23 protein-coding genes and 1 tRNA gene are annotated in these 24,890 nt (G+C 55.4%); 22 read left to right on the forward strand and 2 right to left on the reverse strand.

The features are described from left to right. Positions 1-82 precede the first annotated feature (82 nt). Positions 83-157: transfer RNA gene (locus tag V6940_RS04755), tRNA-Gln, on the forward strand. 158 nt (positions 158-315) lie between these two features. Here the strand turns inward: V6940_RS04755 and ubiF are convergent. After that, positions 316-1,491 (reverse strand): 3-demethoxyubiquinol 3-hydroxylase, encoded by a 1,176-nt coding sequence (gene ubiF, locus V6940_RS04760; RefSeq protein WP_333495316.1) that lies wholly within the window; start codon positions 1,489-1,491, stop codon positions 316-318. A gap of 149 nt (positions 1,492-1,640) precedes the next feature. On the opposite strand from ubiF, the gene miaB reads away from it, so the two are divergent. From miaB to rihA, 10 genes are all read left to right on the forward strand, one after another. Further along, positions 1,641-3,065 carry a tRNA (N6-isopentenyl adenosine(37)-C2)-methylthiotransferase MiaB gene (miaB, locus tag V6940_RS04765; RefSeq protein ID WP_333495035.1) on the forward strand — a complete coding sequence of 475 codons (1,425 nt, stop codon included), beginning with the start codon at positions 1,641-1,643 and terminating at the stop codon, positions 3,063-3,065. Positions 3,066-3,218: 153 nt separating this feature from the next. Continuing rightward, positions 3,219-4,265 (forward strand): PhoH family protein, encoded by a 1,047-nt coding sequence (locus V6940_RS04770; RefSeq protein ID WP_185669817.1) that lies wholly within the window; start codon positions 3,219-3,221, stop codon positions 4,263-4,265. Further along, complete coding sequence (gene ybeY / locus V6940_RS04775) at positions 4,262-4,729, forward strand: rRNA maturation RNase YbeY (protein ID WP_035894311.1); 468 nt, start codon at positions 4,262-4,264, stop codon at positions 4,727-4,729. Before V6940_RS04770 ends, ybeY begins: the two co-directional genes overlap by 4 nt. 120 nt (positions 4,730-4,849) lie before the next feature. Further along, entirely contained in the window at positions 4,850-5,728 is an 879-nt protein-coding gene (gene corC / locus V6940_RS04780; RefSeq protein ID WP_185669850.1) for a CNNM family magnesium/cobalt transport protein CorC, read from the forward strand. A gap of 5 nt (positions 5,729-5,733) precedes the next feature. Continuing rightward, entirely contained in the window at positions 5,734-7,272 is a 1,539-nt protein-coding gene (gene lnt, locus V6940_RS04785; protein ID WP_333010294.1) for an apolipoprotein N-acyltransferase, read from the forward strand. Positions 7,273-7,709: 437 nt separating this feature from the next. Further along, complete coding sequence (locus V6940_RS04790; RefSeq protein ID WP_185669820.1) at positions 7,710-8,630, forward strand: amino acid ABC transporter substrate-binding protein; 921 nt, start codon at positions 7,710-7,712, stop codon at positions 8,628-8,630. 166 nt (positions 8,631-8,796) lie between these two features. Then, complete coding sequence (locus V6940_RS04795) at positions 8,797-9,537, forward strand: amino acid ABC transporter permease (protein WP_035894314.1); 741 nt, start codon at positions 8,797-8,799, stop codon at positions 9,535-9,537. Further along, positions 9,537-10,211, forward strand: coding sequence for a glutamate/aspartate ABC transporter permease GltK (gene gltK / locus V6940_RS04800; protein ID WP_333495036.1), 675 nt, complete (start codon positions 9,537-9,539; stop codon positions 10,209-10,211). Before V6940_RS04795 ends, gltK begins: the two co-directional genes overlap by 1 nt. Further along, positions 10,211-10,936 carry an amino acid ABC transporter ATP-binding protein gene (locus V6940_RS04805; RefSeq protein WP_333495037.1) on the forward strand — a complete coding sequence of 242 codons (726 nt, stop codon included), beginning with the start codon at positions 10,211-10,213 and terminating at the stop codon, positions 10,934-10,936. Before gltK ends, V6940_RS04805 begins: the two co-directional genes overlap by 1 nt. 143 nt (positions 10,937-11,079) lie before the next feature. Further along, the gene (gene rihA / locus V6940_RS04810; RefSeq protein WP_333495038.1) at positions 11,080-12,015 is read left to right on the forward strand and encodes a pyrimidine-specific ribonucleoside hydrolase RihA; all 936 of its coding nucleotides are present in this window, start codon (positions 11,080-11,082) and stop codon (positions 12,013-12,015) included. A gap of 79 nt (positions 12,016-12,094) precedes the next feature. On the opposite strand, the gene V6940_RS04815 is transcribed toward rihA, so the two are convergent. Continuing rightward, positions 12,095-12,577 carry a zinc ribbon-containing protein gene (locus tag V6940_RS04815; RefSeq protein ID WP_333495039.1) on the reverse strand — a complete coding sequence of 161 codons (483 nt, stop codon included), beginning with the start codon at positions 12,575-12,577 and terminating at the stop codon, positions 12,095-12,097. A gap of 225 nt (positions 12,578-12,802) precedes the next feature. On the opposite strand from V6940_RS04815, the gene leuS reads away from it, so the two are divergent. The 11 genes from leuS (at position 12,803) to dacA (ending at position 24,858) form a co-directional block, all read left to right on the forward strand. Further along, positions 12,803-15,385, forward strand: coding sequence for a leucine--tRNA ligase (gene leuS / locus V6940_RS04820; protein ID WP_333495040.1), 2,583 nt, complete (start codon positions 12,803-12,805; stop codon positions 15,383-15,385). Between the two features lie 14 nt (positions 15,386-15,399). Then, the gene (lptE, locus tag V6940_RS04825; RefSeq protein ID WP_333495041.1) at positions 15,400-15,972 is read left to right on the forward strand and encodes an LPS assembly lipoprotein LptE; all 573 of its coding nucleotides are present in this window, start codon (positions 15,400-15,402) and stop codon (positions 15,970-15,972) included. Beyond that, a complete protein-coding gene (holA, locus tag V6940_RS04830) occupies positions 15,972-17,003 on the forward strand; it encodes a DNA polymerase III subunit delta (protein ID WP_333495042.1) in 1,032 nt (343 codons plus the stop codon). The genes lptE and holA overlap by 1 nt, the downstream gene beginning before the upstream one ends. Beyond that, complete coding sequence (gene nadD, locus V6940_RS04835) at positions 16,996-17,655, forward strand: nicotinate-nucleotide adenylyltransferase (protein WP_333495043.1); 660 nt, start codon at positions 16,996-16,998, stop codon at positions 17,653-17,655. Before holA ends, nadD begins: the two co-directional genes overlap by 8 nt. 23 nt (positions 17,656-17,678) lie before the next feature. After that, positions 17,679-18,290 carry an adenosylcobalamin/alpha-ribazole phosphatase gene (locus V6940_RS04840; protein WP_333495044.1) on the forward strand — a complete coding sequence of 204 codons (612 nt, stop codon included), beginning with the start codon at positions 17,679-17,681 and terminating at the stop codon, positions 18,288-18,290. 260 nt (positions 18,291-18,550) lie between these two features. Beyond that, entirely contained in the window at positions 18,551-18,868 is a 318-nt protein-coding gene (gene rsfS / locus V6940_RS04845; protein ID WP_333495045.1) for a ribosome silencing factor, read from the forward strand. Between the two features lie 3 nt (positions 18,869-18,871). Next, positions 18,872-19,339, forward strand: a complete 468-nt coding sequence (gene rlmH, locus V6940_RS04850) for a 23S rRNA (pseudouridine(1915)-N(3))-methyltransferase RlmH (RefSeq protein ID WP_035894327.1) — start codon at positions 18,872-18,874, stop codon at positions 19,337-19,339. A gap of 26 nt (positions 19,340-19,365) precedes the next feature. Beyond that, positions 19,366-21,267, forward strand: coding sequence for a peptidoglycan DD-transpeptidase MrdA (gene mrdA, locus V6940_RS04855; protein WP_185669831.1), 1,902 nt, complete (start codon positions 19,366-19,368; stop codon positions 21,265-21,267). Positions 21,268-21,269: 2 nt separating this feature from the next. Then, positions 21,270-22,382 carry a peptidoglycan glycosyltransferase MrdB gene (gene mrdB / locus V6940_RS04860; RefSeq protein ID WP_185669832.1) on the forward strand — a complete coding sequence of 371 codons (1,113 nt, stop codon included), beginning with the start codon at positions 21,270-21,272 and terminating at the stop codon, positions 22,380-22,382. A gap of 10 nt (positions 22,383-22,392) precedes the next feature. Beyond that, positions 22,393-23,520, forward strand: coding sequence for an endolytic peptidoglycan transglycosylase RlpA (gene rlpA, locus V6940_RS04865; RefSeq protein ID WP_333495046.1), 1,128 nt, complete (start codon positions 22,393-22,395; stop codon positions 23,518-23,520). A 138-nt stretch (positions 23,521-23,658) separates the two neighbouring features. Further along, positions 23,659-24,858 (forward strand): D-alanyl-D-alanine carboxypeptidase DacA, encoded by a 1,200-nt coding sequence (gene dacA / locus V6940_RS04870; protein WP_123650106.1) that lies wholly within the window; start codon positions 23,659-23,661, stop codon positions 24,856-24,858. Positions 24,859-24,890 lie beyond the last annotated feature (32 nt).

The raw sequence follows: 24,890 nt of genomic DNA on the forward strand, positions 1-24,890 counted from the left end.
TTCTGATACCAGCATTCCGAGGTTCGAATCCTCGTACCCCAGCCATTTTCAAAAAGTCGTTCACTTTTGTGGACGCACCCGTTGGGGTATCGCCAAGCGGTAAGGCTCTGGTTTCTGATACCAGCATTCCGAGGTTCGAATCCTCGTACCCCAGCCATTTTCAAAAAGCTCGCTTCGGCGAGCTTTTTTTGTTTTTGTGCTTTTGATATCCCGGAGTCACTGCGTTCGCCCGGACTACATTGCTGAATATCGTAGGCCTGATAAGCGAAGCGCCATCAGACACAGCGGTGCTGCCTTATCCGGCCTACATCAGAACTACAGCCCCAGCGCGTATTTCAGCGCCTGACGCTTCAACACGCCTGCGTGCTGCGCCGCCATTAGCCCCACGTTGCGTAAAATCCGCAGCGGGCCGAGATCGTTACTAAACCCAGCATAGAACAGATCCATCCCGCTTTGCATCAGCAGGTTATCTACCCGACGGCGCGCCTGATAACGCTGTAACACCGACAGGCTGGCCCAGTTTTCGCCGATGCTGCGCGCATTCGCCAGCACATCCAGCAAGGCATCGACGTCGCGATAACCAAGGTTTACCCCCTGCCCCGCCAGCGGATGAATGGTGTGTGCGGCATCGCCTATCAGCGCTAGTCCCGGCTGTACATACTGCTGCGCATGACGGCGAGTCAGCGGAAATGCCCCGGCGGCAACCGGCGTGATAGTTCCTAAACGCTCCGGAAAATGACGCGTGATTTCTCGCTGTAGTTGCGGCATTGGCAGAGATTTCAGCTGACGGATCCGCGCCGGAGTGTCGTACCACACCAACGATGCCCAGTGATCGAACAGCGGTAAGAAAGCGCGCGGCCCGGTTGGCGTAAACTGCTGCCAGGTGCTGTCACCCGGTTCATTGTCACACTGTACGGTAATCAGCATGCAGGACTGCGGGTACTGCCAGCCGTTGGTGCCAATTCCCGCCTGTTGACGCACCTGCGAAAGCGCACCGTCAGCGCCCACCACCAGGCGAGCCGTAACCTGACGATCATCTTCGAGATGTAAAACGTGACTATCGCCATCATCCCGCATCGCATTGAGCGACGTACCGTGCAGTAACGTCACCTGCGGATGTGCCTCCAGCGCCTGCCACAGCGCCAGTTGCAGGACGTTGTTCTCCACCATATAGCCAAGATTAGGCAGCTTCAGCTCGCTGGCATCAAAAACAACGTGCGCGGTTTGCCACTCCCAGGTCTCCAGCTGACGCCAGGGATGCGCCCGCATCGCCAGCACGGCGTCCCAGACGCCGAGGCCGCGCAACAGTTGCACCGAAGAGGCGCTGATGGCTGAAATTCGGACATCAGGCTGTGAGTTCGGGTCAAAGTCCGGCGGCGGACTCTTTTCCAGCACCGCCACGGAAAACCCCTGCTGCGCCAACCCTAATGCCAGCGCGCCACCGACCATCCCGCCGCCAACCACCGCAACGTCTTTATGTAGAATTGTCATCATTTATTATCCTTAAAGCCGAATACCTTCAGTTTACCGGACTTTCGCCCTCTGAGGCCAATAACCGTCAAGCTGGTCACAACCGCACCAAAGCATTACAATACGCGCCCTGCAATGTGGGCTATTCATAATTGAGCAAGAGCAAGTCGATGACAAAAAAACTCCATATTAAAACCTGGGGCTGTCAGATGAACGAATACGATTCATCAAAGATGGCCGATCTGCTGGATGCCACTCATGGGTATCAACTGACTGAAAACGCAGCAGAAGCCGACGTCCTGCTGCTGAACACCTGCTCAATCCGTGAGAAAGCCCAGGAGAAAGTCTTCCACCTTTTAGGCCGCTGGAAATTACTTAAAGCAAAAAATCCTAAGCTGATTATTGGTGTTGGCGGCTGCGTCGCCTCACAGGAAGGCAAACTTATCCGCCAACGTGCGCATTACGTGGATATCGTTTTTGGCCCGCAGACCTTGCACCGCCTGCCAGAAATGATCGATGCCGTGCGTAATAATCGCCGTCCAGTGGTAGACGTCAGCTTCCCGGAAATCGAGAAATTTGACCGCCTGCCGGAGCCGCGCGCCGACGGCCCGACCGCATTTGTCTCTATCATGGAAGGCTGCAATAAATACTGCACCTACTGCGTGGTGCCGTACACCCGTGGTGAAGAGGTCAGTCGTCCGTGCGACGATATTCTGTTTGAAATTGCCCAACTGGCCGCTCAGGGCGTGCGTGAAGTCAACCTGCTGGGGCAGAACGTCAACGCCTGGCGTGGTGAAAACTTCGACGGTACCACCGGCAGCTTTGCCGAGCTGCTGCGTCTGGTTGCGGCAATTGACGGCATCGACCGTATCCGTTTTACCACCAGCCACCCGATCGAATTTACCGACGATATTATCGATGTCTACCGCGATACGCCGGAGCTGGTGAGCTTCCTGCATCTGCCGATTCAGAGCGGCGCTGACCGTGTGCTGAACATGATGGGGCGTACCCATACCGCGCTGGAGTACAAATCCACCATCCGTAAGCTGCGCGACGCGCGCCCGGATATTCAGATAAGCTCTGACTTTATCGTTGGCTTCCCGGGCGAAACCGACCAGGACTTCGAGCAGACCATGAAGCTAATTGGCGACGTGAACTTTGACGTCAGTTTTAGCTTTATCTTCTCCGCGCGTCCTGGTACGCCAGCGGCCGATATGGTCGACGACGTGCCGGAAGAGGTGAAAAAGCAGCGCCTCTATATTCTGCAGGAACGTATCAACCAGCAGGCAATGGCCTGGAGCCGCCGTATGCTCGGCACCGTGCAGCGCATTCTGGTCGAAGGCACTTCCCGTAAGAGCATTATGGAGCTGACCGGCCGCACCGAGAACAACCGCGTGGTCAACTTCGAAGGTACGCCGGATATGGTCGGTAAATTCGTCGATGTGGAGATCGTTGATGTCTACACCAACTCGCTGCGCGGCAAACTGGTGCGCACCGAGGACGAAATGGGCCTGCGTATCGTTGAATCACCGGAGTCGGTGATTGCACGTACTCGCAAAGAGAGCGAGGCGGGCGTCGGGATTTATCAGCCTTAATCTCCCTGGCCCGTCTCCCCTGACGGGCCTTGTATTTCCTGCCGTCACCCCCATATTTATTGCAATGCTTGCGCCTTTTTACTGCGGCGTGAATAATTCCTTTATCAGCCGGTCACGTCTTACTACCGGCAACTCATGCATAAGAGGAACAGTTTGAACATAGACACTCGCGAAATTACCCTGGAGCCAGCCGACAATGCCCGTCTGCTGAGCCTGTGTGGCCCGTTTGATGACAATATCAAACAGCTGGAGCGACGACTGGGCATCGAGATCAACCGCCGCGATAACCATTTCAAACTGACGGGACGCGCCATCTGCGTGACCGCCGCTGCCGACATCCTGCGCAGCCTGTACGTTGATACCGCGCCAATGCGCGGCCAGCTTCAGGATATTGAACCGGAACAGATTCACCTGGCGATTAAAGAAGCGCGCGTGCTGGAACAGAGCGCGGAAAGCGTGCCGGATTACGGCAAAGCCATCAATATCAAAACCAAACGTGGAGTGATTAAACCGCGTACGCCAAACCAGGCGCAGTATATCGCCCATATTCTCGACCATGACATCACCTTCGGCGTAGGCCCTGCCGGTACCGGTAAAACCTATCTTGCCGTCGCCGCCGCCGTTGATGCGCTGGAGCGCCAGGAGATTCGCCGCATTCTGCTGACCCGCCCTGCGGTTGAAGCAGGCGAAAAACTCGGCTTCCTGCCGGGGGATTTAAGCCAGAAGGTTGACCCGTATCTGCGCCCGCTGTACGACGCACTGTTCGAGATGCTGGGCTTCGAGAAAGTAGAGAAGCTGATGGAGCGTAACGTCATCGAAGTTGCGCCGCTGGCCTACATGCGCGGCCGTACGCTGAACGATGCCTTTATCATCCTCGATGAGAGCCAGAACACCACCATCGAACAGATGAAGATGTTCCTGACCCGTATCGGCTTTAACTCCAAGGCGGTGATTACCGGCGACGTCACCCAGATTGACCTGCCGCGCAGCACCAAATCCGGCCTGCGCCACGCGATTGAAGTGCTGGCTGAAGTCGATGAAATTAGCTTTAACTTCTTCCACAGCGAAGACGTGGTGCGCCACCCGGTGGTTGCCCGTATCGTTAACGCCTACGAGGCGTGGGAAGAAGCCGATCAAAAACGTAAAGCCGAGCAGGCCGCTGAACGCAAACGCGAAGCTCAGGCGCAGGAGCAGAAATGAGTCAGGTGATCCTCGATCTCCAGTTGGCCTGTGAAAACAACACCGGTCTGCCAGAAGAAAGTCAGTTTCAGACATGGCTGGATGCCGTCATCCCGCAGTTTCAGGAAGAATCAGAAGTCACGATTCGCCTGGTGGATGAGGCCGAAAGCCACGAACTGAACCTCACCTACCGCGGCAAGGATAAGCCAACCAACGTACTGTCATTCCCGTTTGAAGCACCTCCGGGAATGGAAATGCCTCTGCTGGGCGATTTGATCATCTGCCGCCAGGTCGTTGAGCAGGAAGCCGTTGAGCAAGGCAAGCCGCTGGAAGCCCACTGGGCGCATATGGTAGTGCACGGTAGCCTGCATCTGCTGGGCTATGACCATATCGAAGATGAGGAAGCGGAAGAGATGGAAAGCCTCGAGACAGAGATAATGCTTGCTCTGGGCTATGAGGATCCGTACATTTCCGAGAAAGAATAAACGGTAGGGCTTCGGCCCTGCCTTTATAGACGTGAAGTACGACGAGTACACATGCCGTCCGGCGCTGAGTTTACGCGTGACGAGCGACAGTTAAATCAACATGAGAACCCAAACGACGCCATGAGCGACGACAATTCACACAGTAGTGACACAGTAAACAGCAAAAAGGGATTCTTCTCCCTCTTACTCAGCCAGCTTTTCCACGGTGAACCGAAAAACCGTGACGATCTCCTGGCGCTGATCCGTGATTCCGGGCAGAACGAGCTTATCGATGAAGATACGCGCGATATGCTTGAAGGGGTAATGGATATCGCAGACCAACGTGTCCGCGACATCATGATCCCGCGCTCCCAAATGATTACCCTGAAACGCAACCAGACCCTGGACGAATGTCTTGATGTGATCATCGAGTCCGCCCACTCGCGCTTCCCGGTGATCAGTGAGGATAAAGATCACATCGAAGGGATCCTGATGGCCAAAGATCTGCTGCCGTTTATGCGCAGCGACTCTGAAGCCTTCAGCATGGATAAAGTGTTACGCACCGCAGTTGTCGTGCCGGAAAGCAAGCGGGTTGACCGTATGCTGAAGGAGTTCCGCTCCCAGCGCTACCATATGGCCATCGTTATCGATGAGTTTGGCGGCGTGTCGGGTCTGGTGACGATTGAAGACATTCTCGAACTTATCGTCGGCGAAATTGAAGATGAGTATGACGAAGAGGACGATATCGACTTCCGTCAGCTCAGCCGCCACACCTGGACGGTACGCGCGTTGGCCTCTATTGAGGACTTCAACGACGCGTTCGGCACCCACTTCAGCGATGACGAAGTGGACACCATTGGCGGTCTGGTAATGCAGGCCTTTGGCCACCTGCCTGCCCGTGGGGAAACCATCGACATCGATGGTTACCAGTTTAAGGTCGCTATGGCGGACAGCCGTCGTATTATTCAGGTTCACGTTAAAATCCCGGACGATTCCCCACAACCGAAACTGGATGAATAACCTTCATGGCATTTGCCTCATTGCTTGAACGCCAGCGCATTCGTCTGCTGCTGGCGCTACTTTTCGGAGCCAGCGGTACGCTGGCTTTTTCTCCCTATGACTTCTGGCCAGCGGCGATTGTTTCGCTGATAGGGCTGCAGGCGCTGACGCTCAACCGTCGTCCCGTGCAGGCCGCCGCTATTGGTTATTTCTGGGGCTTTGGCCTGTTTGGTACCGGCATTAATTGGGTATACGTCAGCATCGCGCAATTTGGCGGTATGCCGGGCCCGGTCAACGTCTTCCTCGTGGTACTGCTGGCCGCCTATCTATCACTCTATACCGGCCTGTTTGCCGGCATTCTGTCGCGCCTGTGGCCGAAAACCAACTGGGTCCGCGTCGCTATTGCCGCGCCGGTTGTCTGGCAAATCACCGAGTTCCTGCGCGGCTGGGTGCTGACCGGCTTCCCGTGGCTGCAGTTTGGCTACAGCCAGATTGACGGCCCGCTGAAAGGGCTAGCGCCGCTGATGGGCGTTGAGGCCATCAACTTCCTGCTGATGGCAGTAAGCGGCCTGTTAGTGCTGGCATTGGTGACCCGCAACTGGCGTCCGCTGGTGGTGGGCGTCGTGCTCTTCGCCCTGCCGTTCCCGCTGCGCTATATCCAGTGGTATACCCTGCAAACCGACAAAACCACCCAGGTTTCACTGGTACAGGGTAATATTCCGCAGGCCATGAAGTGGGATGAAGGCCAGTTGATTAATACGCTGAAAATCTACCTTGATGCCACCGAACAGGTAATGGGTAAATCGCAGCTGATTATCTGGCCGGAGTCGGCGATTCCGGATCTGGAAATCAACCAGCAGCGCTTCCTGAGCATGATGGATGATTTACTGCGCGCCAAAGACAGCACGCTTATTACCGGTATTGTCGACCAGCGACTCAACAAGCAGAACCGCTACGACACTTACAACACCATCATCACGCTGGGTAAAGACAGCCCGTACAGCTACGAGTCGACCAACCGTTACAACAAAAATCACCTGGTGCCATTTGGTGAGTTTGTGCCGCTAGAGTCGATTCTGCGCCCGCTCGCGCCGTTCTTTGACCTGCCGATGTCGTCATTCAGCCGTGGTCCGTACGTCCAGCCGCAGCTGCAGGCGCATAATCTGAAGCTGACTGCCGCTATCTGCTACGAGATTATTCTCGGCCAGCAGGTGCGCGACAACTTCCGCCCGGACACCAACTTCCTGCTGACTATCTCTAACGATGCGTGGTTTGGTAAGTCTATCGGCCCGTGGCAGCATTTCCAGATGGCACGCATGCGCGCGCTGGAACTGGCGCGTCCGCTGCTGCGTAGCACTAACAACGGCATTACCGCCGTGATTGGCCCGCGCGGTGAAATTCAGGCGATGATCCCGCAGTTCACGCGTCAGGTACTGACCACCAAAGTGACGCCAACCACCGGGCTAACGCCTTATGCTCGCACCGGTGACTGGACGGTATGGCTGATTACCGCGCTGTTTGGTTTTGGTGCGCTGGTGATGAGCCTGCGTCAGCGCCGCAAGTAAAACTCTGCACTACCGAATGTAGGCCGGATAAGGCGGTACGCCGCCATCCGGCAACCGTGCCGTATGGCGCCTGATGGCGCTGCGCTTATCAGGCCTACACGATTTCCCCACCCACAACCTTCCCTCCCAAAGCCCATTCTGGCACGCCAATTGCTTAATATAATCAAGAAGCTGCATAACACCGAATAGCGCAACCGGGTTGCACCGCCGCGACTCATCGGTAGCACCAAAATCGTGCAAACTGCGATTTTTGCCTCAAATCGGTGCGGCGTGCTTCGCAAAAATAAACAATAAGACAGCAAAATCTTTACATTAAGCCAAACTAAATGCTAACAAACACACATAACGCTGCACGCTAAAGACGCAGCGAGAACAACACAACAATCACAATGGGTATCAATGCATCTTTGCCGATGCAGAGGATAAAGGAGTTGGATATGCAATTACGTAAACTGGCCGCCGCCATGCTGGTCATGGGTGTGACCGCTGGCCTGGCGCATGCAGAAGACGCACAACCTGCCGCCGATGCCGCGCAGCAATCGACGCTGGATAAAATTGCTAAAAACGGCGTTATCGTCGTTGGCCACCGCGAATCATCCGTGCCGTTCTCCTACTACGACAACCAGCAGAAAGTGGTCGGTTACTCTCAGGACTACTCCAACGCCATCGTTGACGCTATCAAGAAAAAGCTCAACAACCCGAAACTGGACGTGAAGCTGATTCCAATCACTTCCCAGAACCGTATTCCACTGCTGCAAAACGGCACTTTCGACTTTGAGTGTGGCTCTACCACCAACAACGTCGAACGCCAGAAACAGGCTGCATTCTCCGACACTATCTTCGTGGTCGGTACGCGTCTGCTGGTGAAAAAAGGCGGCCCGATTAAAGACTTCCCGGACCTGAAAGATAAAGCGGTGGTCGTGACCTCCGGTACTACCTCTGAAATTCTGCTGCACAAGCTGAACGACGAGCAAAAAATGAATATGCGCATCATCAGTGCCAAAGACCACGGTGACTCTTTCCGTACGCTGGAAAGCGGTCGTGCAGTGGCGTTTATGATGGATGATGCCCTGCTGGCCGGTGAACGTGCGAAAGCCAAGAAACCAGACAACTGGGAGATCGTCGGCAAACCGCAGTCTCAGGAAGCTTACGGCTGTATGCTGCGTAAAAACGACCCGGACTTCAAAAAGCTGATGGATGACACCATCGCTCAGGCGCAGACCTCAGGTGAAGCGGCGAAATGGTTTGATAAGTGGTTCAAAAACCCAATTCCACCGAAAAACCTGAACATGAACTTTGAGCTGTCAGAAGAGATGAAAACGCTGTTCAAAACGCCAAACGACAAAGCACTTAACTAATTAAAAAAATGGGGCGGATAAATCTGCCCTCTCGATTGTAGTTCAGCACGGACAGACTATACGTCAGGTGGTCGTTCCCCACCTGGCCTGAATACCGCAAAACGCTGTTCCACAATCTTCGAGGGTAGCAGGTCGTACTGCTACCCTTTTTTTTCTGGAGTTCATTATGTCAATAGACTGGAACTGGGGTATCTTTTTACAACAGGCCCCATTCGGCAACACCACCTATCTCGGCTGGCTGTGGAGCGGCTTTCAGGTCACCGTCGCACTCTCGATTACCGCCTGGATTATCGCTTTCCTCGTCGGCTCGCTGTTCGGCATCCTGCGTACCGTTCCTAACCGCTTTCTATCCTCACTCGGCACCTGCTATGTCGAGCTGTTCCGTAACGTCCCGCTGATTGTGCAGTTCTTTACCTGGTACCTCGTGGTGCCGGAATTACTGCCGGAAAATCTCGGCATGTGGTTTAAGTCGGAGTTGGATCCGAACATTCAGTTCTTCCTTTCGTCGATGATCTGTCTGGGTCTGTTTACCGCCGCCCGCGTCTGCGAGCAGGTACGCGCCGCCATTCAGTCGCTGCCGCGCGGGCAGAAGAACGCCGGTCTGGCGATGGGCCTGACGCTTCCGCAAACCTATCGCTACGTGCTGCTGCCGAACGCCTATCGCGTAATTGTGCCGCCGATGACCTCCGAGATGATGAACCTGGTGAAGAACTCGGCCATCGCCTCCACGATTGGTCTGGTCGATATGGCCGCGCAGGCAGGCAAGCTGCTGGATTACTCCGCGCACGCCTGGGAATCTTTTACGGCGATCACCCTCGCCTACGTCTTCATTAACGCCGTGATTATGCTGGTGATGGCGCTGGTGGAACGCAAAATCCGCCTGCCAGGCAATCTGGGAGGTAAATAATGTACGATTTTGACTGGAGTTCGATTGTTCCGTCGATGCCTTACCTGCTGGCAGGTCTGGTTATCACCCTCAAAATTACCGTCACGGCAATTATCATCGGCATCGTCTGGGGCACACTGCTGGCGGTGATGCGCCTGTCGGCGTTTAAACCTATTGCCTGGTTTGCTAAAGCCTACGTCAACGTCTTCCGCTCCGTTCCACTGGTGATGGTGCTGCTGTGGTTCTACCTGATTGTGCCGGGCTTCCTGCAAAACGTGCTCGGGTTGTCACCCAAAAGCGATATCCGCCTGATCTCGGCGATGGTGGCGTTCTCGATGTTTGAAGCCGCCTACTACTCCGAGATTATCCGTGCGGGTATTCAGAGCATCTCGCGCGGGCAATCTAGCGCCGCGCTGGCGCTGGGGATGACCCACTGGCAGTCAATGAAGCTCATCATTCTGCCACAAGCTTTCCGCGCCATGGTGCCACTGCTGCTGACCCAGGGGATTGTCCTGTTCCAGGATACTTCGCTGGTGTACGTCCTGAGCCTCGCGGACTTCTTCCGCACCGCCTCCACGATTGGTGAGCGTGACGGGACTCAGGTAGAAATGATTCTGTTTGCTGGTTTTGTCTATTTTGTGATTAGCCTTAGCGCCTCGCTGCTGGTCAGCTACTTGAAGAAAAGGACCGTATAATGATTACCCTGAAAAACGTCTCTAAATGGTATGGTCACTTTCAGGTGCTGACCGATTGCTCCACGGAAGTGAAAAAAGGCGAAGTGGTGGTAGTGTGCGGGCCGTCCGGCTCCGGCAAATCCACGCTGATTAAAACCGTTAACGGCCTTGAGCCAGTACAGCAGGGCGAAATCCTTGTCAACGGTACTAAGGTCAACGACAAAAAAACCGACCTCGCGAAGCTGCGTTCTCACGTCGGCATGGTGTTCCAGCACTTCGAGCTGTTCCCGCACCTGTCAATCATTGAGAACCTGACGCTGGCGCAGGTTAAAGTTCTGAAACGCGATAAAGCCGCGGCCCGCGACAAAGGCTTAAAGCTGCTCGAGCGCGTAGGGCTTTCGGCTCACGCCAACAAGTTCCCGGCGCAGCTCTCTGGCGGCCAGCAGCAGCGTGTGGCAATCGCCCGTGCGCTCTGTATGGATCCGGTCGCGATGCTGTTTGATGAGCCAACGTCGGCGCTCGATCCAGAGATGATCAATGAAGTACTGGACGTGATGGTCGAGCTGGCCCATGAAGGAATGACCATGATGGTGGTGACCCACGAAATGGGCTTTGCACGCAAAGTGGCCAACCGAGTGATCTTTATGGATGAAGGCAAGATCGTTGAAGATGCCGACAAAGAGGCCTTCTTCGCTAACCCGAAATCTGAACGCGCGAAAGATTTCCTCGCCAAAATTCTCCACTAATCTCAACCTCATGTAGCCCGGCCGAGCGAAGCGACGCCGGGCTACCCTTTTGCGCACCTCATCACGTTTTCGCGTTTCTGCTCTCGTTCATTCCACATACAGGATTTACCCTTGTCACAAAATAATGCTGACAAGGAACCGCTATGGCACTGCCGATTATTCTTGATTGCGACCCGGGTCATGATGACGCGATCGCTATTGTTCTCGCCCTCGCCTCCCCTGAGCTGGAGGTAAAAGCCATCACCTCTTCCGCTGGCAACCAAACGCCGGACAAAACGCTACGTAACGTGTTACGCATGCTGACGCTGCTCCAGCGGCAGGATATTCCGGTCGCCTGCGGCGCGGTAAAGCCGCTGATGCGCGAGCTGATTATTGCCGACAACGTACACGGAGAGAGCGGGCTTGATGGCCCGGCGTTACCTGAGCCGTCCTTTGCGCCGCAGCCATGCACCGCCGTTGAGCTGATGGCCAAAACCCTACGTGAAAGTCCGCAGCAGGTCACTATTGTCTCTACTGGCCCGCAAACCAACGTCGCCCTGCTGCTCAACGGGCACCCGGAACTGCACGCAAAAATCGCCCGCATCGTTATCATGGGTGGTGCGATGACGCTCGGTAACTGGACACCTGCCGCCGAGTTCAACATCTTTGTTGATCCAGAAGCGGCAGAAATCGTCTTCCAGTCAGGTATTCCGGTTGTTATGGCCGGGCTTGATGTGACCCATAAAGCGCAAATCCACGCCGCCGATACCGAACGCTTCCGTGCGATTGGCAACCCGATTTCAACCATTGTTGCCGAACTACTCGACTTCTTTATGGAGTACCACAAGGATGAAAAATGGGGCTTTGTCGGCGCGCCGCTACACGACCCGTGCACCATCGCCTGGCTGCTAAAGCCGGAGATTTTCACCACCGTTGAGCGCTGGGTTGGCGTGGAGACGCAGGGAAAATATACGCAGGGGATGACGGTGGTGGATTACTACTTCCTGACGGGGAATAAACCGAATGCTACGGTCATGGTGGATGTAGACCGCGAGGCGTTTGTTGAACTATTGGCGGAGCGGTTAGCGTTTTACCATTGAGCCTGCCCCGGCGGCGCTGTGCCTGGCCGGGCTACAATCCTTATGTAGCCCGGGCGAACAGTGCCCCCGGGAATACCGATTACGGCTCGAAAGGCCGACGCTGGAACTGGTCATGCCCACACTTCGGGCAGCGCGGCAACACGTCCGGCGTATACACCGCCAGGTGGTAATGACACTTCTCGCACACCAGGTTACCCAACCCCACCACTTCCCCACTGTGATACACCCCGTGATGGTTCAAGTCCTGGAACACCTCGCGCCATTCCAATTGCGTTTTGTCGGTAATATCCACCAGCTCCTGCCAGAGACTTTCTTTGATGACCCGCAGAAATACGCTGTCGGAATCATCTTCCTGGCTTTCGCTATAGCTCATCGCGAACTCTTCGAGGTCACGACGAACGGCGCGCAGCAGTTCATCAATTTCAGTACGCGTTAACTCGCTGGTTTGTGCGACCTTCGCCCGCGCCTGCGCGACCAGGGCATCGATATCGCGTTCACCATTGCGCAGACGTTCCGTCAGCGAACCCACCAATTCACGGTAAATTTGAGCAACCTTGTTCATTGTTTCCTCTCCCAGCCAGTTAACCTCTTCTAATAATAGCCGTTATTTGATTTCTGCTTTGCCAGCTTCACCACAGAGTTGATAAATGACGCCCGGAGCTTTTCGCCGCCTTAACGTGCGAAAGGCTGTTTTGACGTGAACGTTTGGGCTATGCTATGCGGATCTGAAATACCACATCTATAGGCTACATTTGTAGCTGTATTGAAAACAGGATCACTGGCTGCCATGCAAGAGCAATACCGCCCGGAAGAGATAGAATCGAAAGTCCAGCTTCACTGGGATGAGAAGCGCACATTTGAAGTTACTGAAGACGAGAGCAAAGAGAAGTATTACTGCCTGTCGATGCTTCCCTATCCTTCTGGTCGACTACACATGGGCCACGTCCGTAACTACACCATCGGCGACGTTATTGCCCGCTATCAGCGCATGCTGGGCAAAAACGTTCTGCAGCCCATCGGCTGGGATGCGTTCGGCCTGCCGGCTGAAGGTGCGGCGGTAAAAAACAACACCGCGCCTGCGCCATGGACCTACGACAACATCGCGTACATGAAAAACCAGCTCAAAATGCTGGGCTTTGGCTATGACTGGAGCCGCGAGCTGGCCACCTGCACCCCAGAATACTATCGCTGGGAGCAGCAGTTCTTCACCGAGCTGTATAAAAAAGGCCTGGTGTACAAGAAGACCTCTGCGGTGAACTGGTGCCCGAATGACCAGACCGTACTGGCGAACGAGCAGGTTATCGACGGCTGCTGCTGGCGCTGCGATACCAAAGTTGAGCGTAAAGAGATCCCACAGTGGTTTATCAAAATCACCGCTTACGCTGACGAACTGCTGCGCGATCTGGACAACCTGGATCAGTGGCCTGACACCGTGAAAACGATGCAGCGCAACTGGATCGGCCGTTCCGAAGGGGTTGAAATCTCCTTTGACGTTAACGACTACGCCAACAAGCTGACCGTTTACACCACCCGTCCAGATACCTTTATGGGCTGCACCTATCTGGCCGTTGCTGCGGGTCACCCGCTGGCACAGCAGGCTGCGGCTAACAACCCAGCCCTGGCCGCTTTCGTCGACGAATGCCGCAACACCAAAGTGGCTGAAGCCGATATGGCGACCATGGAGAAAAAAGGCGTCGACACCGGCTTTAAGGCTATTCATCCGCTGACCGGTGAAGCGATCCCGGTATGGGCGGCAAACTTCGTACTGATGGAGTACGGTACTGGTGCAGTGATGGCCGTTCCGGGTCACGATCAGCGCGACTATGAATTTGCGACTAAATACGGCCTGAACATCAAGCCAGTTATCCTTGCCGCAGACGGCAGCAAGCCGGATCTCTCCGAGCAGGCGCTGACCGAAAAAGGCACCCTGTTTAACTCCGGCGAGTTCGACGGCCTGAGCTTTGAAGACGGCTTCAACGCTATTGCTGACAAACTGACGGCGATGGGTGTGGGCGAGCGTAAAGTGAACTACCGTCTGCGCGACTGGGGCGTATCCCGTCAGCGCTACTGGGGTGCGCCAATCCCAATGGTTACGCTGGAAGACGGCACCGTGCTGCCAACTCCAGAAGATCAGTTGCCGGTTATCCTGCCGGAAGATGTGGTCATGGACGGCATCACCAGCCCGATCAAAGCTGACCCAGAGTGGGCAAAAACCACCGTTAACGGCATGCCTGCGCTGCGTGAAACCGACACCTTCGACACCTTCATGGAATCGTCATGGTACTACGCGCGCTACACCTGCCCGCAGTATCAGGAAGGCATGCTGGATTCTAAAGCGGCAAACTACTGGCTGCCGGTTGATATCTACATTGGCGGTATCGAACACGCCATCATGCACCTGCTCTACTTCCGCTTCTTCCACAAACTGATGCGCGATGCGGGTATGGTGAACTCTGACGAACCGGCTAAACAGCTGCTGTGTCAGGGCATGGTGCTGGCAGACGCCTTCTACTACGTGGGCACAAACGGCGAACGTAACTGGGTTTCTCCGGTTGACGCTATCGTTGAGCGCGACGAGAAAGGCCGTATCGTGAAAGCGAAGGACGCGGCGGGCCATGAACTGGTGTATACCGGCATGAGCAAAATGTCCAAGTCCAAAAACAACGGCATCGACCCACAGGTCATGGTTGAGCGTTACGGCGCGGATACCGTGCGCCTGTTCATGATGTTTGCGTCTCCAGCGGATATGACTCTGGAATGGCAGGAATCTGGCGTTGAAGGGGCAAACCGCTTCCTGAAACGTGTCTGGAAACTGGTCTATGAACACACCGCTCAGGGTCCGGTTGCGGCGCTGAACGTAGAGGCGTTAACGGAAGATCAGCAGGCGCTGCGCCGTGACGTTCATAAAACTATTGCTAAAGTTACCGATGATATCGGTCGTCGTCAGACCTTCAACACCGCCATCGCGGCGATTATGGAGCTGATGAACAAGCTGGCGAAAGCACCGCAGGAAGGCGAGCAGGACAGAGCGCTGATCCAGGAAGCGCTGCTGGCCGTCGTGCGTATGCTCAACCCGTTCACCCCACACGTTAGCTTTACGCTGTGGCAGGAACTGGGCGGCGAAGGCGATATCGATAACGCACCGTGGCCGGTGGCTGACGAGAAAGCGATGGTGGAAAACACCACGCTGGTCGTTGTTCAGGTCAACGGTAAAGTTCGCGGTAAAATCACCGTTGCGGTTGATGCAACTGAAGAGCAAGTTCGTGAACGTGCAGGCCAGGAACACCTGGTTGCGAAATACCTTGAGGGCGTAACCGTGCGTAAAGTGATTTACGTACCGGGCAAGCTGCTTAACCTGGTCGTTGGCTAAGCGCGGGAGGAAGCGTGCGATACCTGACAACATTGTTGTTATCTTTGGCGGTGCTGGTCACCGCCGGGTGTGGCTGGCATCTGCGTAGTACTACGCAGGTGCCGGACGAAATGAAAACACTGATTTTCCAGTCTAGCGATCCAAACGGCCCTCTGAGCCGCGCAGTTCGTGAACAGCTGAGAACGAGTGGCATTACCGTGCTTGATCAAAGCACAACGCGCCAGGACGTCCCGTCCCTGCGTCTGGGTTCATTCGGCCTCCAGCAGGATACGGCTTCCGTGTTCCAGAATGGTCAAACGGCTGAATATCAGATGGTGATGACGGTTAACGCCACGGTGCTCATCCCAGGTCAGGATATTTTCCCTATCTCGACCAAAGTGTATCGTTCGTTCTTCGACAACCCGCAGAAAGCGCTGGCGAAAGACAGTGAGCAGGGCATGATCGTACAAGAGATGTACCAGAAAGCGGCCGAACAGTTGATTCGTAAGCTGCCAAGCGTACACATTGCCGATGCCAAAGAGAGTGCGGATAATCAGGCGACCCAGCCTGCCGCCAGCTCTCGTGTATCAACTACTCTGGGTAACTGATGATTCGGTTGTACCCAGAACAACTCCGCGCGCAGCTCTCTGAAGGGCTGCGCGCGGCGTATCTCCTGCTCGGTAATGACCCCCTCTTCCTCCAGGAAAGCCAGGACGCCATTCGGCATGCCGCCGTTAGCGAAGGCTTTATCGAGCACCATACCTTCACGCTTGACGCCAGCACCGACTGGAACGAGCTTTTTTCCCTCTGCCAGGCGATGAGCCTGTTCGCCAGCCGCCAGACGCTGCTCCTGCTGCTGCCTGAAAACGGCCCTAACGCCGCGATCAACGAACAGCTCGCCACGCTGGTAAGTCTGCTGCACGACGATCTCCTGCTGATTATTCGCGGCAACAAACTGACCAAAGCGCAGGAAAACGCCGCCTGGCTAACCGCACTGGCGACCCGTGCCGTGCAGATTAGCTGCCAGACGCCGGAACCCGCGAATTTGCCGCGCTGGCTAGCTAACCGCGCGAAGCAAAACAACCTGCAGCTTGATGAACCGGCAAGCCAGCTGCTCTGCTACTGCTATGAAGGCAACCTGCTGGCGCTGTCGCAGGCGCTGGAGCGGCTGTCGCTGCTGTGGCCGGACGGCAAGCTGACGCTGCCTCGCGTAGAGCAGGCCGTCAACGATGCCGCGCACTTTACCCCTTTCCACTGGGTCGATGCCCTGTTAGCTGGCAAGAGCAAACGCGCGCTGCATATCCTGCAGCAGCTACGTCTGGAAGGCAGCGAGCCGGTTATCCTGCTGCGCACCATACAGCGTGAACTGCTTATGCTGGTGACCTTAAAGCGTCAGAGCGCACACACCCCGCTGCGCTCGTTGTTTGATAAGCATCGGGTCTGGCAAAACCGTCGCGGCATGGTGGGCGATGCGCTTAACCGTCTTAGCGCCGCACAGCTTCGTCAGGCCGTGACGCTGTTAAGTCACGCAGAGCTGACGCTGAAACAGGATTACGGTCAGTCGGTCTGGGCTGAACTGGAAAGTTTGTCGCTGCTGCTTTGTCATAAAGCACTGGCCGACGTTTTTATCGATGGATGATATGGCAAAACTACAGGCGCTTTTCGGCGGGACCTTCGATCCCATTCACTACGGTCACCTCAAACCAGTAGAGATTCTGGCTAACCAGATAGGCCTGTCTCGGGTCATCATTATGCCTAATAACGTGCCGCCGCACCGTCCGCAGCCGGAAGCCACTAGCGAACAGCGTAAGTTTATGGTCGAGCTGGCCATTGCCGATAAGCCGCTGTTCGTGCTCGACGAACGCGAACTGCGCCGTGACACGCCGTCCTGGACGGCAGATACGCTGCAGGAGTGGCGACAGGAACAGGGTCCAGAGCAACCGCTCGCCTTTATCATCGGTCAGGATTCGCTGCTTACCTTCCCAAGCTGGGAGCGCTACGAGACGATTCTCGACAACGCTCACCTGCTGGTCACGCGTCGGCCGGGCTATCCGTTGACTATGAAGCAGGAGGAGCACCAGCAGTGGCTGGATCGTCACCTCACCAGCAACATCGAAGATCTGCACAATCAGCCTGCGGGGAAGATTTATCTCGCAGAAACGCCGTGGTTTGATGTATCCGCCACGCTGATTCGCGAACGCTTAGAGCGCGGTGAGTCCTGTGAAGAGATGATGCCGGAGGCTGTACTCTCTTACATCATCAATCAGGGGCTGTATCACCACGGCGCTTAGCGTCATACATCAGGGGAAGCGCGATGAAAATCTGGCTGGTACGCCACGGTGAAACCGAAGCCAACGTGGCAGGACTGTACAGTGGCCACGCGCCGACACCGCTCACCGTTAAAGGCCAGCAGCAGGCTGAACGCCTCGGCGAGATGCTGCATCAGGTGCCCTTCGACCGCGTACTGTGTAGCGAACTGGAGCGCACCCAGCACACGGCGCGCCTGCTGCTGGGCGAGCGACAAATCCCTGTCACCCCTCACCCGCTGCTGAATGAAATGTTTTTCGGCGACTGGGAGATGCGCCATCACCGCGATCTTCAGATTGAAGATAAAGACAACTACGCCGCCTGGTGCGCCGACTGGCAGCACGCCGCCCCGACCAACGGCGAAGGTTTCCCCGATTTCTCCCGCCGCGTTTCAGCGTTTGCCGCCGAACTTGCCCGCTATGATGACCGTAACCTGCTGATCGTCAGCCATCAGGGCGTGCTCAGCCTGCTGACTGCGCTGTTGCTCGGCATGCCGATGGCCGGAATGTGGCATTTCCGTATTGACCACGGCGCGTGGAGCGTTATTGATTTTTCAGCGGAATTTGTCACCCTCCGGGTGCTCAATAGTCGCGCAATCTGGCTGCCGGAAGCGGAATAAAACGGATTTCTGCATCAGACCTCCGTCCACCCATTGACACACGTTGCAAGGCTGTTATCCTCCGCAGCCAGAATCATCCCCCTCCAACACTTGTGGACAGAAATTGTTTTACAAAAATGGCGATGCAATCGGCGCTAAGGGATGGGATGATAGCCCGCCAGAACGCCCGTTCGGTGATTTTTTGTCCCGATAATATTTTCAATTCGGGTATACTGTCAGGCTGTTTAATACCGTTTATCTTCACACCCCAGGGGGAACACTTGCAGGGTAAAGAACTCCAGGATTTTGTTGTCGACAAAATTGATGATTTGAAAGGTCAGGACATCATCGCTATTGATGTTAAAGGTAAATCCAGCATCACTGATTGCATGGTTATCTGTACTGGCACCTCCAGCCGCCACGTAATGTCCATTGCCGACCATGTGGTCCAGGAATCCCGCGCCACCGGTTTGCTGCCGATGGGCGTTGAAGGCGAAAACACCGGCGACTGGATTGTTGTTGATTTAGGCGATGTCATTGTCCATGTCATGCAGGAAGACAGCCGTCGCCTGTATGAACTGGAAAAGCTCTGGGGTTAAGTTGTGAAGCTGCAGTTAGTCGCCGTCGGCACCAAAATGCCGGATTGGGTACAAACCGGATTTACCGAATACCTTCGTCGTTTTCCGAAAGATATGCCGTTTGAACTGGTGGAAATTCCTGCCGGTAAGCGCGGTAAAAACGCGGACATCAAACGTATTCTGGATAAAGAGGGCGAGTTAATGCTCGCCGCCGCAGGAAAAAACCGCATCGTCACGCTGGATATTCCAGGTAAGCCCTGGGATACGCCGCAGCTTGCACGTGAACTGGAACGCTGGAAAGGTGACGGTCGTGACGTTAGCCTGCTTATCGGCGGCCCAGAAGGTCTTTCCCCGGCATGCAAAGCCGCAGCAGAACAAAGTTGGTCGCTCTCCACGCTGACGCTCCCGCACCCGCTTGTGCGCGTGTTGGTTGCCGAAAGCCTTTATCGGGCGTGGAGCATCACCACCAACCACCCTTACCACCGCGAGTAATGAGACCTAGGTAGATTAAGCAGCGAATGAAACTACAGAATTCTTTTCGCGACTATACGGCAGAGTCCGCGCTATTTGTGCGCCGGGCGGTGGTCGCTTTTTTGGGAATTTTGCTGCTTACCGGCGTGCTGATTGCCAACCTCTACAATTTGCAGATCGTTCGTTTTACCGACTACCAGACGCGTTCTAACGAAAACCGTATCAAGCTGGTGCCTATCGCGCCGAGCCGCGGCATTATTTACGATCGTAACGGTACGCCGCTGGCGCTTAACCGCACCATCTACCAGCTGGAAATCATGCCGGAAAAAGTCGACAGCGTGCAGGAGACCATTGATGGCCTGCGCAGCGTTGTCGATCTTTCCGATGACGACATTGCCGCCTTTAAAAAAGAGCGCGCACGTTCGCACCGCTTTACCTCTATCCCACTGAAAACCAACCTCACCGAAGTACAGGTGGCGCGCTTTGCCGTCAACCAGTACCGCTTCCCGGGCGTTGAGGTTAAAGGCTATAAGCGACGCTTCTATCCGTATGGTTCTGCCCTGACCCACGTTATCGGCTACGTCTCAAAAATTAACGATAAAGACGTCGACCGCCTCGATAAAGACGGCAAGCTGGCCAACTATGCGGCAACCCATGATATCGGCAAGCTGGGCATTGAGCGCTATTACGAAGATATGCTGCACGGGCAGACCGGCTACGAAGAGGTTGAAGTCAACAACCGCGGCCGCGTTATCCGTCAGTTGAAAGAAGTACCGCCGCAGGCAGGTCACGATATCTACCTGACGCTCGACCTCAAACTGCAGCAGTATATCGAGACGCTACTGGCCGGTAGCCGTGCCGCCGTGGTGGTCACTGACCCTCGCAACGGCAGTATTCTGGCGCTGGTCTCAATGCCAAGCTACGACCCTAACCTGTTCGTTGATGGCATCTCCAGTAAAGACTACAGCGGCCTGTTAAACGATCCGAATACACCGCTGGTCAACCGCGCTACCCAGGGGGTTTACCCTCCGGCCTCCACGGTGAAACCGTATGTGGCGGTCTCCGCCATGAGCGCAGGCGTAATTAACCGCAATACCAGCCTGTTTGACCCAGGGTGGTGGCAGCTTCCTGGTTCAGAAAAACGCTACCGTGACTGGAAAAAATGGGGCCACGGCCACCTGAACGTCACCAAAGCGCTGGAAGAGTCCGCGGATACCTTCTTCTATCAGGTCGCCTATGATATGGGTATTGACCGTCTGTCAGAATGGATGAGTAAGTTCGGCTATGGTGACTATACCGGTATCGACCTTGCGGAAGAGCGTTCCGGTAATATGCCAACCCGTGAATGGAAGCTTAAACGCTTTAAAAAACCGTGGTATCAGGGCGATACCATTCCGGTGGGGATCGGCCAGGGTTACTGGACGGCAACTCCTATCCAGATGAGCAAAGCGCTGATGATCCTGATTAACGATGGCATCATCAAAACGCCTCACCTGCTGGCTAGCACCGTCGAAGAAGGCAAGAAAGTGCCGTGGATACAGCCACAGGAGCCGCCGATAGGCGATATTCATTCCGGCTACTGGGAAATTGCCAAAGACGGGATGTTCGGCGTTGCCAACCGTGGCAACGGTACCGCGCATAAATATTTCGCCAGCGCACCGTATAAGATTGCGGCCAAGTCTGGTACTGCGCAGGTCTTTGGTCTGAAAGCTAACGAAACGTATAACGCCCACCGTATTGCGGAGCGTCTGCGTGACCACAAATTAATGACCGCGTTTGCGCCATATAACGACCCACAGGTTGCGGTCGCTATTATTTTAGAAAACGGTGGTGCTGGCCCGGCGGTCGGTACCATCATGCGTCAAATTCTTGATCACATCATGCTGGGCGATAACAACACCGATTTACCGGCTGAAAACCCAGCGGCCGCCGCGGCGGAGGACCAATAAACATGACGGATAATCCGAACAAAAAATCGTTCTGGGATAAGATCCACCTCGACCCAGCTATGCTGCTCATTCTGCTGGCGCTGCTGACCTACAGCGCGCTGGTTATCTGGAGCGCTAGCGGCCAGGACATGGGCATGATGGAACGTAAAATCGGCCAGATTGCGATGGGCCTCGTTATCATGATTGTGATGGCGCAGATCCCACCGCGTGTGTACGAAGGCTGGGCGCCGTGGCTCTATATCTTCTGTATTATACTGCTGGTCGCAGTAGACGCCTTCGGGGCGATCTCCAAAGGGGCACAGCGCTGGCTGGATCTCGGTATCGTCCGCTTCCAGCCGTCGGAAATTGCCAAGATCGCAGTACCGCTCATGGTCGCGCGTTTTATCAACCGCGATGTTTGTCCGCCGACGCTGAAGAACACCGGCATTGCGCTGGTGCTGATCTTCCTGCCGACCCTGCTGGTTGCCGCGCAGCCTGACCTTGGTACCTCAATCCTGATCGCCCTGTCCGGCCTGTTCGTGCTGTTCCTCGCGGGCTTAAGCTGGCGCCTGATTCTGGTCGCCGTACTGCTGGTCGCCGCCTTTATCCCGATTCTGTGGTTCTTCCTGATGCACGACTATCAGCGGCAGCGCGTCATGATGTTAATGGATCCGGAATCAGACCCACTCGGCGCGGGCTACCACATTATTCAGTCTAAAATCGCCATTGGTTCCGGCGGCCTGCGCGGCAAAGGCTGGCTGCACGGTACACAATCGCAGCTCGAATTCCTGCCGGAGCGCCACACCGACTTTATCTTCGCGGTTCTCTCCGAAGAACTGGGGCTTATCGGCATCCTTATCCTATTAGCGCTCTACGTCCTGCTGATTATGCGCGGGCTGTGGATTGCCGCCCAGGCGCAAACTTCCTTCGGCCGCGTTATGGCCGGTGGTTTAATGCTGATTTTATTCGTTTATGTCTTCGTAAATATTGGTATGGTAAGTGGCATCTTGCCGGTGGTTGGCGTGCCGCTACCGCTGGTCAGCTACGGGGGCTCCGCCCTGATCGTACTGATGGCCGGGTTCGGTATCGTGATGTCGATACATACACACAGAAAAATGTTGTCAAAAAGCGTCTAAGGGGTGCTCAATGCGTAAGCAATGGCTTGGGATCTGCATAGCGGCAGGGCTGCTGGCGGCTTGTTCGAGCGATGATGGTCAACAACAAACCGTATCTGCACCACAACCTGCGGTATGTAACGGCCCGTCGGTCGAAATCAGCGGGGCCGATCCGCACTTTGAACCCCTGAATGCGACTGCGAATCAGGACTACGAACGTGACGGCAAGAAATACAAAGTCGTTCAGGATCCGTCAAACTTCAGCCAGGCGGGCCTCGCTGCCATTTACGACGCTGAACCGGGCAGCAATCTGACCGCCAGCGGCGAAGCGTTTGACCCGACGCAGTTGACGGCGGCGCACCCGACGTTACCGATTCCAAGCTACGCGCGTATCACCAACCTGGCCAACGGCCGGATGATCGTCGTACGCATTAACGATCGCGGCCCTTATGGCAACGATCGTGTGATTTCGCTCTCCCGTGCGGCAGCGGATCGCCTGAACACCTCCAATAACACCAAGGTCCGTATCGACCCGATTATTGTGGCACAGGATGGTTCGCTTTCCGGTCCTGGCATGGCCTGTACCACCGTGGCCAAACAGACCTATGCGTTGCCAAGCCGTCCAGACCTGAGCGGCGGTATGGGCAGCGCCTCTTCCGCCCCGCAGGCGGCAGCGCCGCAGGGAGATATCCGCCCTATCAGCAACGATACGCTGACCCCAGCAAACAGCGGTGATGGGGCCCCGGTGAAAAGCGGCGGCTTCCTTGGCGCCCCTACGCCGTTAAACAGCGGCGTTCTCGAAGAGCCAGCACCGACGCCAGCTCCAGCGGCAACACCATCGGCAGCCGCGCCAGTGACGGCGCCTGCAGCTGCAGTAGCAGCACCGGCCGCCGCAGCACCAGCCGCCGCAGCAACCGCCGCACCTGCCGCCACCGGCGATTTCGTCGTGCAGGTTGGTGCCGTAAGCGATCAGGCGCGCGCGCAGCAGTATCAACAGCGCTTAAGCCAGCAGTTTTCCGTACCGGGCCGTGTCACACAAAACGGTGCGGTCTGGCGTATTCAGCTAGGCCCGTTCAGCAGCAAAGGCGAAGCCAGCACCATACAGCAACGTTTGCAGAGTGAAGCACAGCTGCAATCGTTTATTACTCACGCCAACTAGAACGCTCAGAGGTATCCGATTCTTCGTATATGTAAAAGTCATTAACAAAGTCATATGCGATGTCGGATGCCTGTCTGCAGGGCATTTGCTATAGTAAGGCACTTTTTTAACTCCATCACGGATGTCGTTGTTTTGACCATGAAGACCTCTTTTTTCGCTCGCTTACTCATTCCGGCGCTCTCCGTCGCAGCACTCTCTTCCGCTGCCCACGCCGATGACCTGAACATCAAAACCATGATTCCAGGCGTTCCGCAGATTGACGCGGAATCCTACATTCTTATTGATTACAACTCCGGTAAAGTGCTGGCTGAGCAAAATGCTGACAGCCGTCGCGACCCGGCGAGCCTGACCAAAATGATGACCAGCTACGTCATCGGCCAGGCGATGAAAGCAGGTAAATTTAAAGAGTCCGATCTGGTCACCATCGGCAACGATGCCTGGGCCACCGGCAACCCGGTATTCAAAGGCTCTTCCCTGATGTTCCTGAAACCTGGCATGCAGGTTCCGGTATCCCAACTGATCCGCGGGATTAACCTGCAGTCCGGTAACGATGCCTGTGTCGCAATGGCCGACTACGTCGCCGGTAGCCAGGACGCTTTTGTTGGGCTGATGAACAGCTACGTAACCGCGCTGGGTCTGCAGAACACCCACTTCCAGACCGTTCACGGCCTGGATGCAGATGGTCAGTACAGCTCCGCGCGTGATATGGCGATGATCGGCCAGGCGCTGATCCGCGATGTGCCGAACGAATACACCATCTACAAAGAAAAAGAGTTCACCTTTAACGGTATCCGTCAGTTGAACCGTAACGGTCTGCTGTGGGACAACAGCCTGAACGTCGACGGCATCAAAACCGGCCACACCGATAAAGCAGGCTACAACCTGGTCGCTTCCGCAACCGAAGGTCAAATGCGCCTGGTTTCTGCCGTCATGGGCGGGCGTACCTATAAAGGTCGTGAAACCGAAAGTAAAAAACTGCTGACCTGGGGCTTCCGTTTCTTCGAAACCGTGAACCCAATTAAAGCCGGTAAAGAGTTCGCCTCTGAACCAGCCTGGTTTGGTGATACCGACCGTGCCTCACTGGGCGTGGATAAAGACGTATACCTGACCATCCCACGCGGCCGTATGAAAGATCTGAAGGCGAGCTACGTGCTGACCACCAGCGAGCTGCACGCGCCGCTGCAGAAAAACCAGGTTGTGGGTACTATCAACTTCCAGTTGGATGGCAAAACCATCGATCAGCGTCCTCTGGTAGTGCTGCAGGAAATTCCTGAAGGCAACTTCTTCGGTAAGATCATTGATTATATTAAATTAATGTTCCACCACTGGTTTGGTTAAAAATCACCCACTTGAAAGTGTGATTTCCATCC

This window comes from Kluyvera sp. CHPC 1.251, assembly GCF_036759945.1.
Lineage (GTDB): Bacteria > Pseudomonadota > Gammaproteobacteria > Enterobacterales > Enterobacteriaceae > Kluyvera > Kluyvera sichuanensis.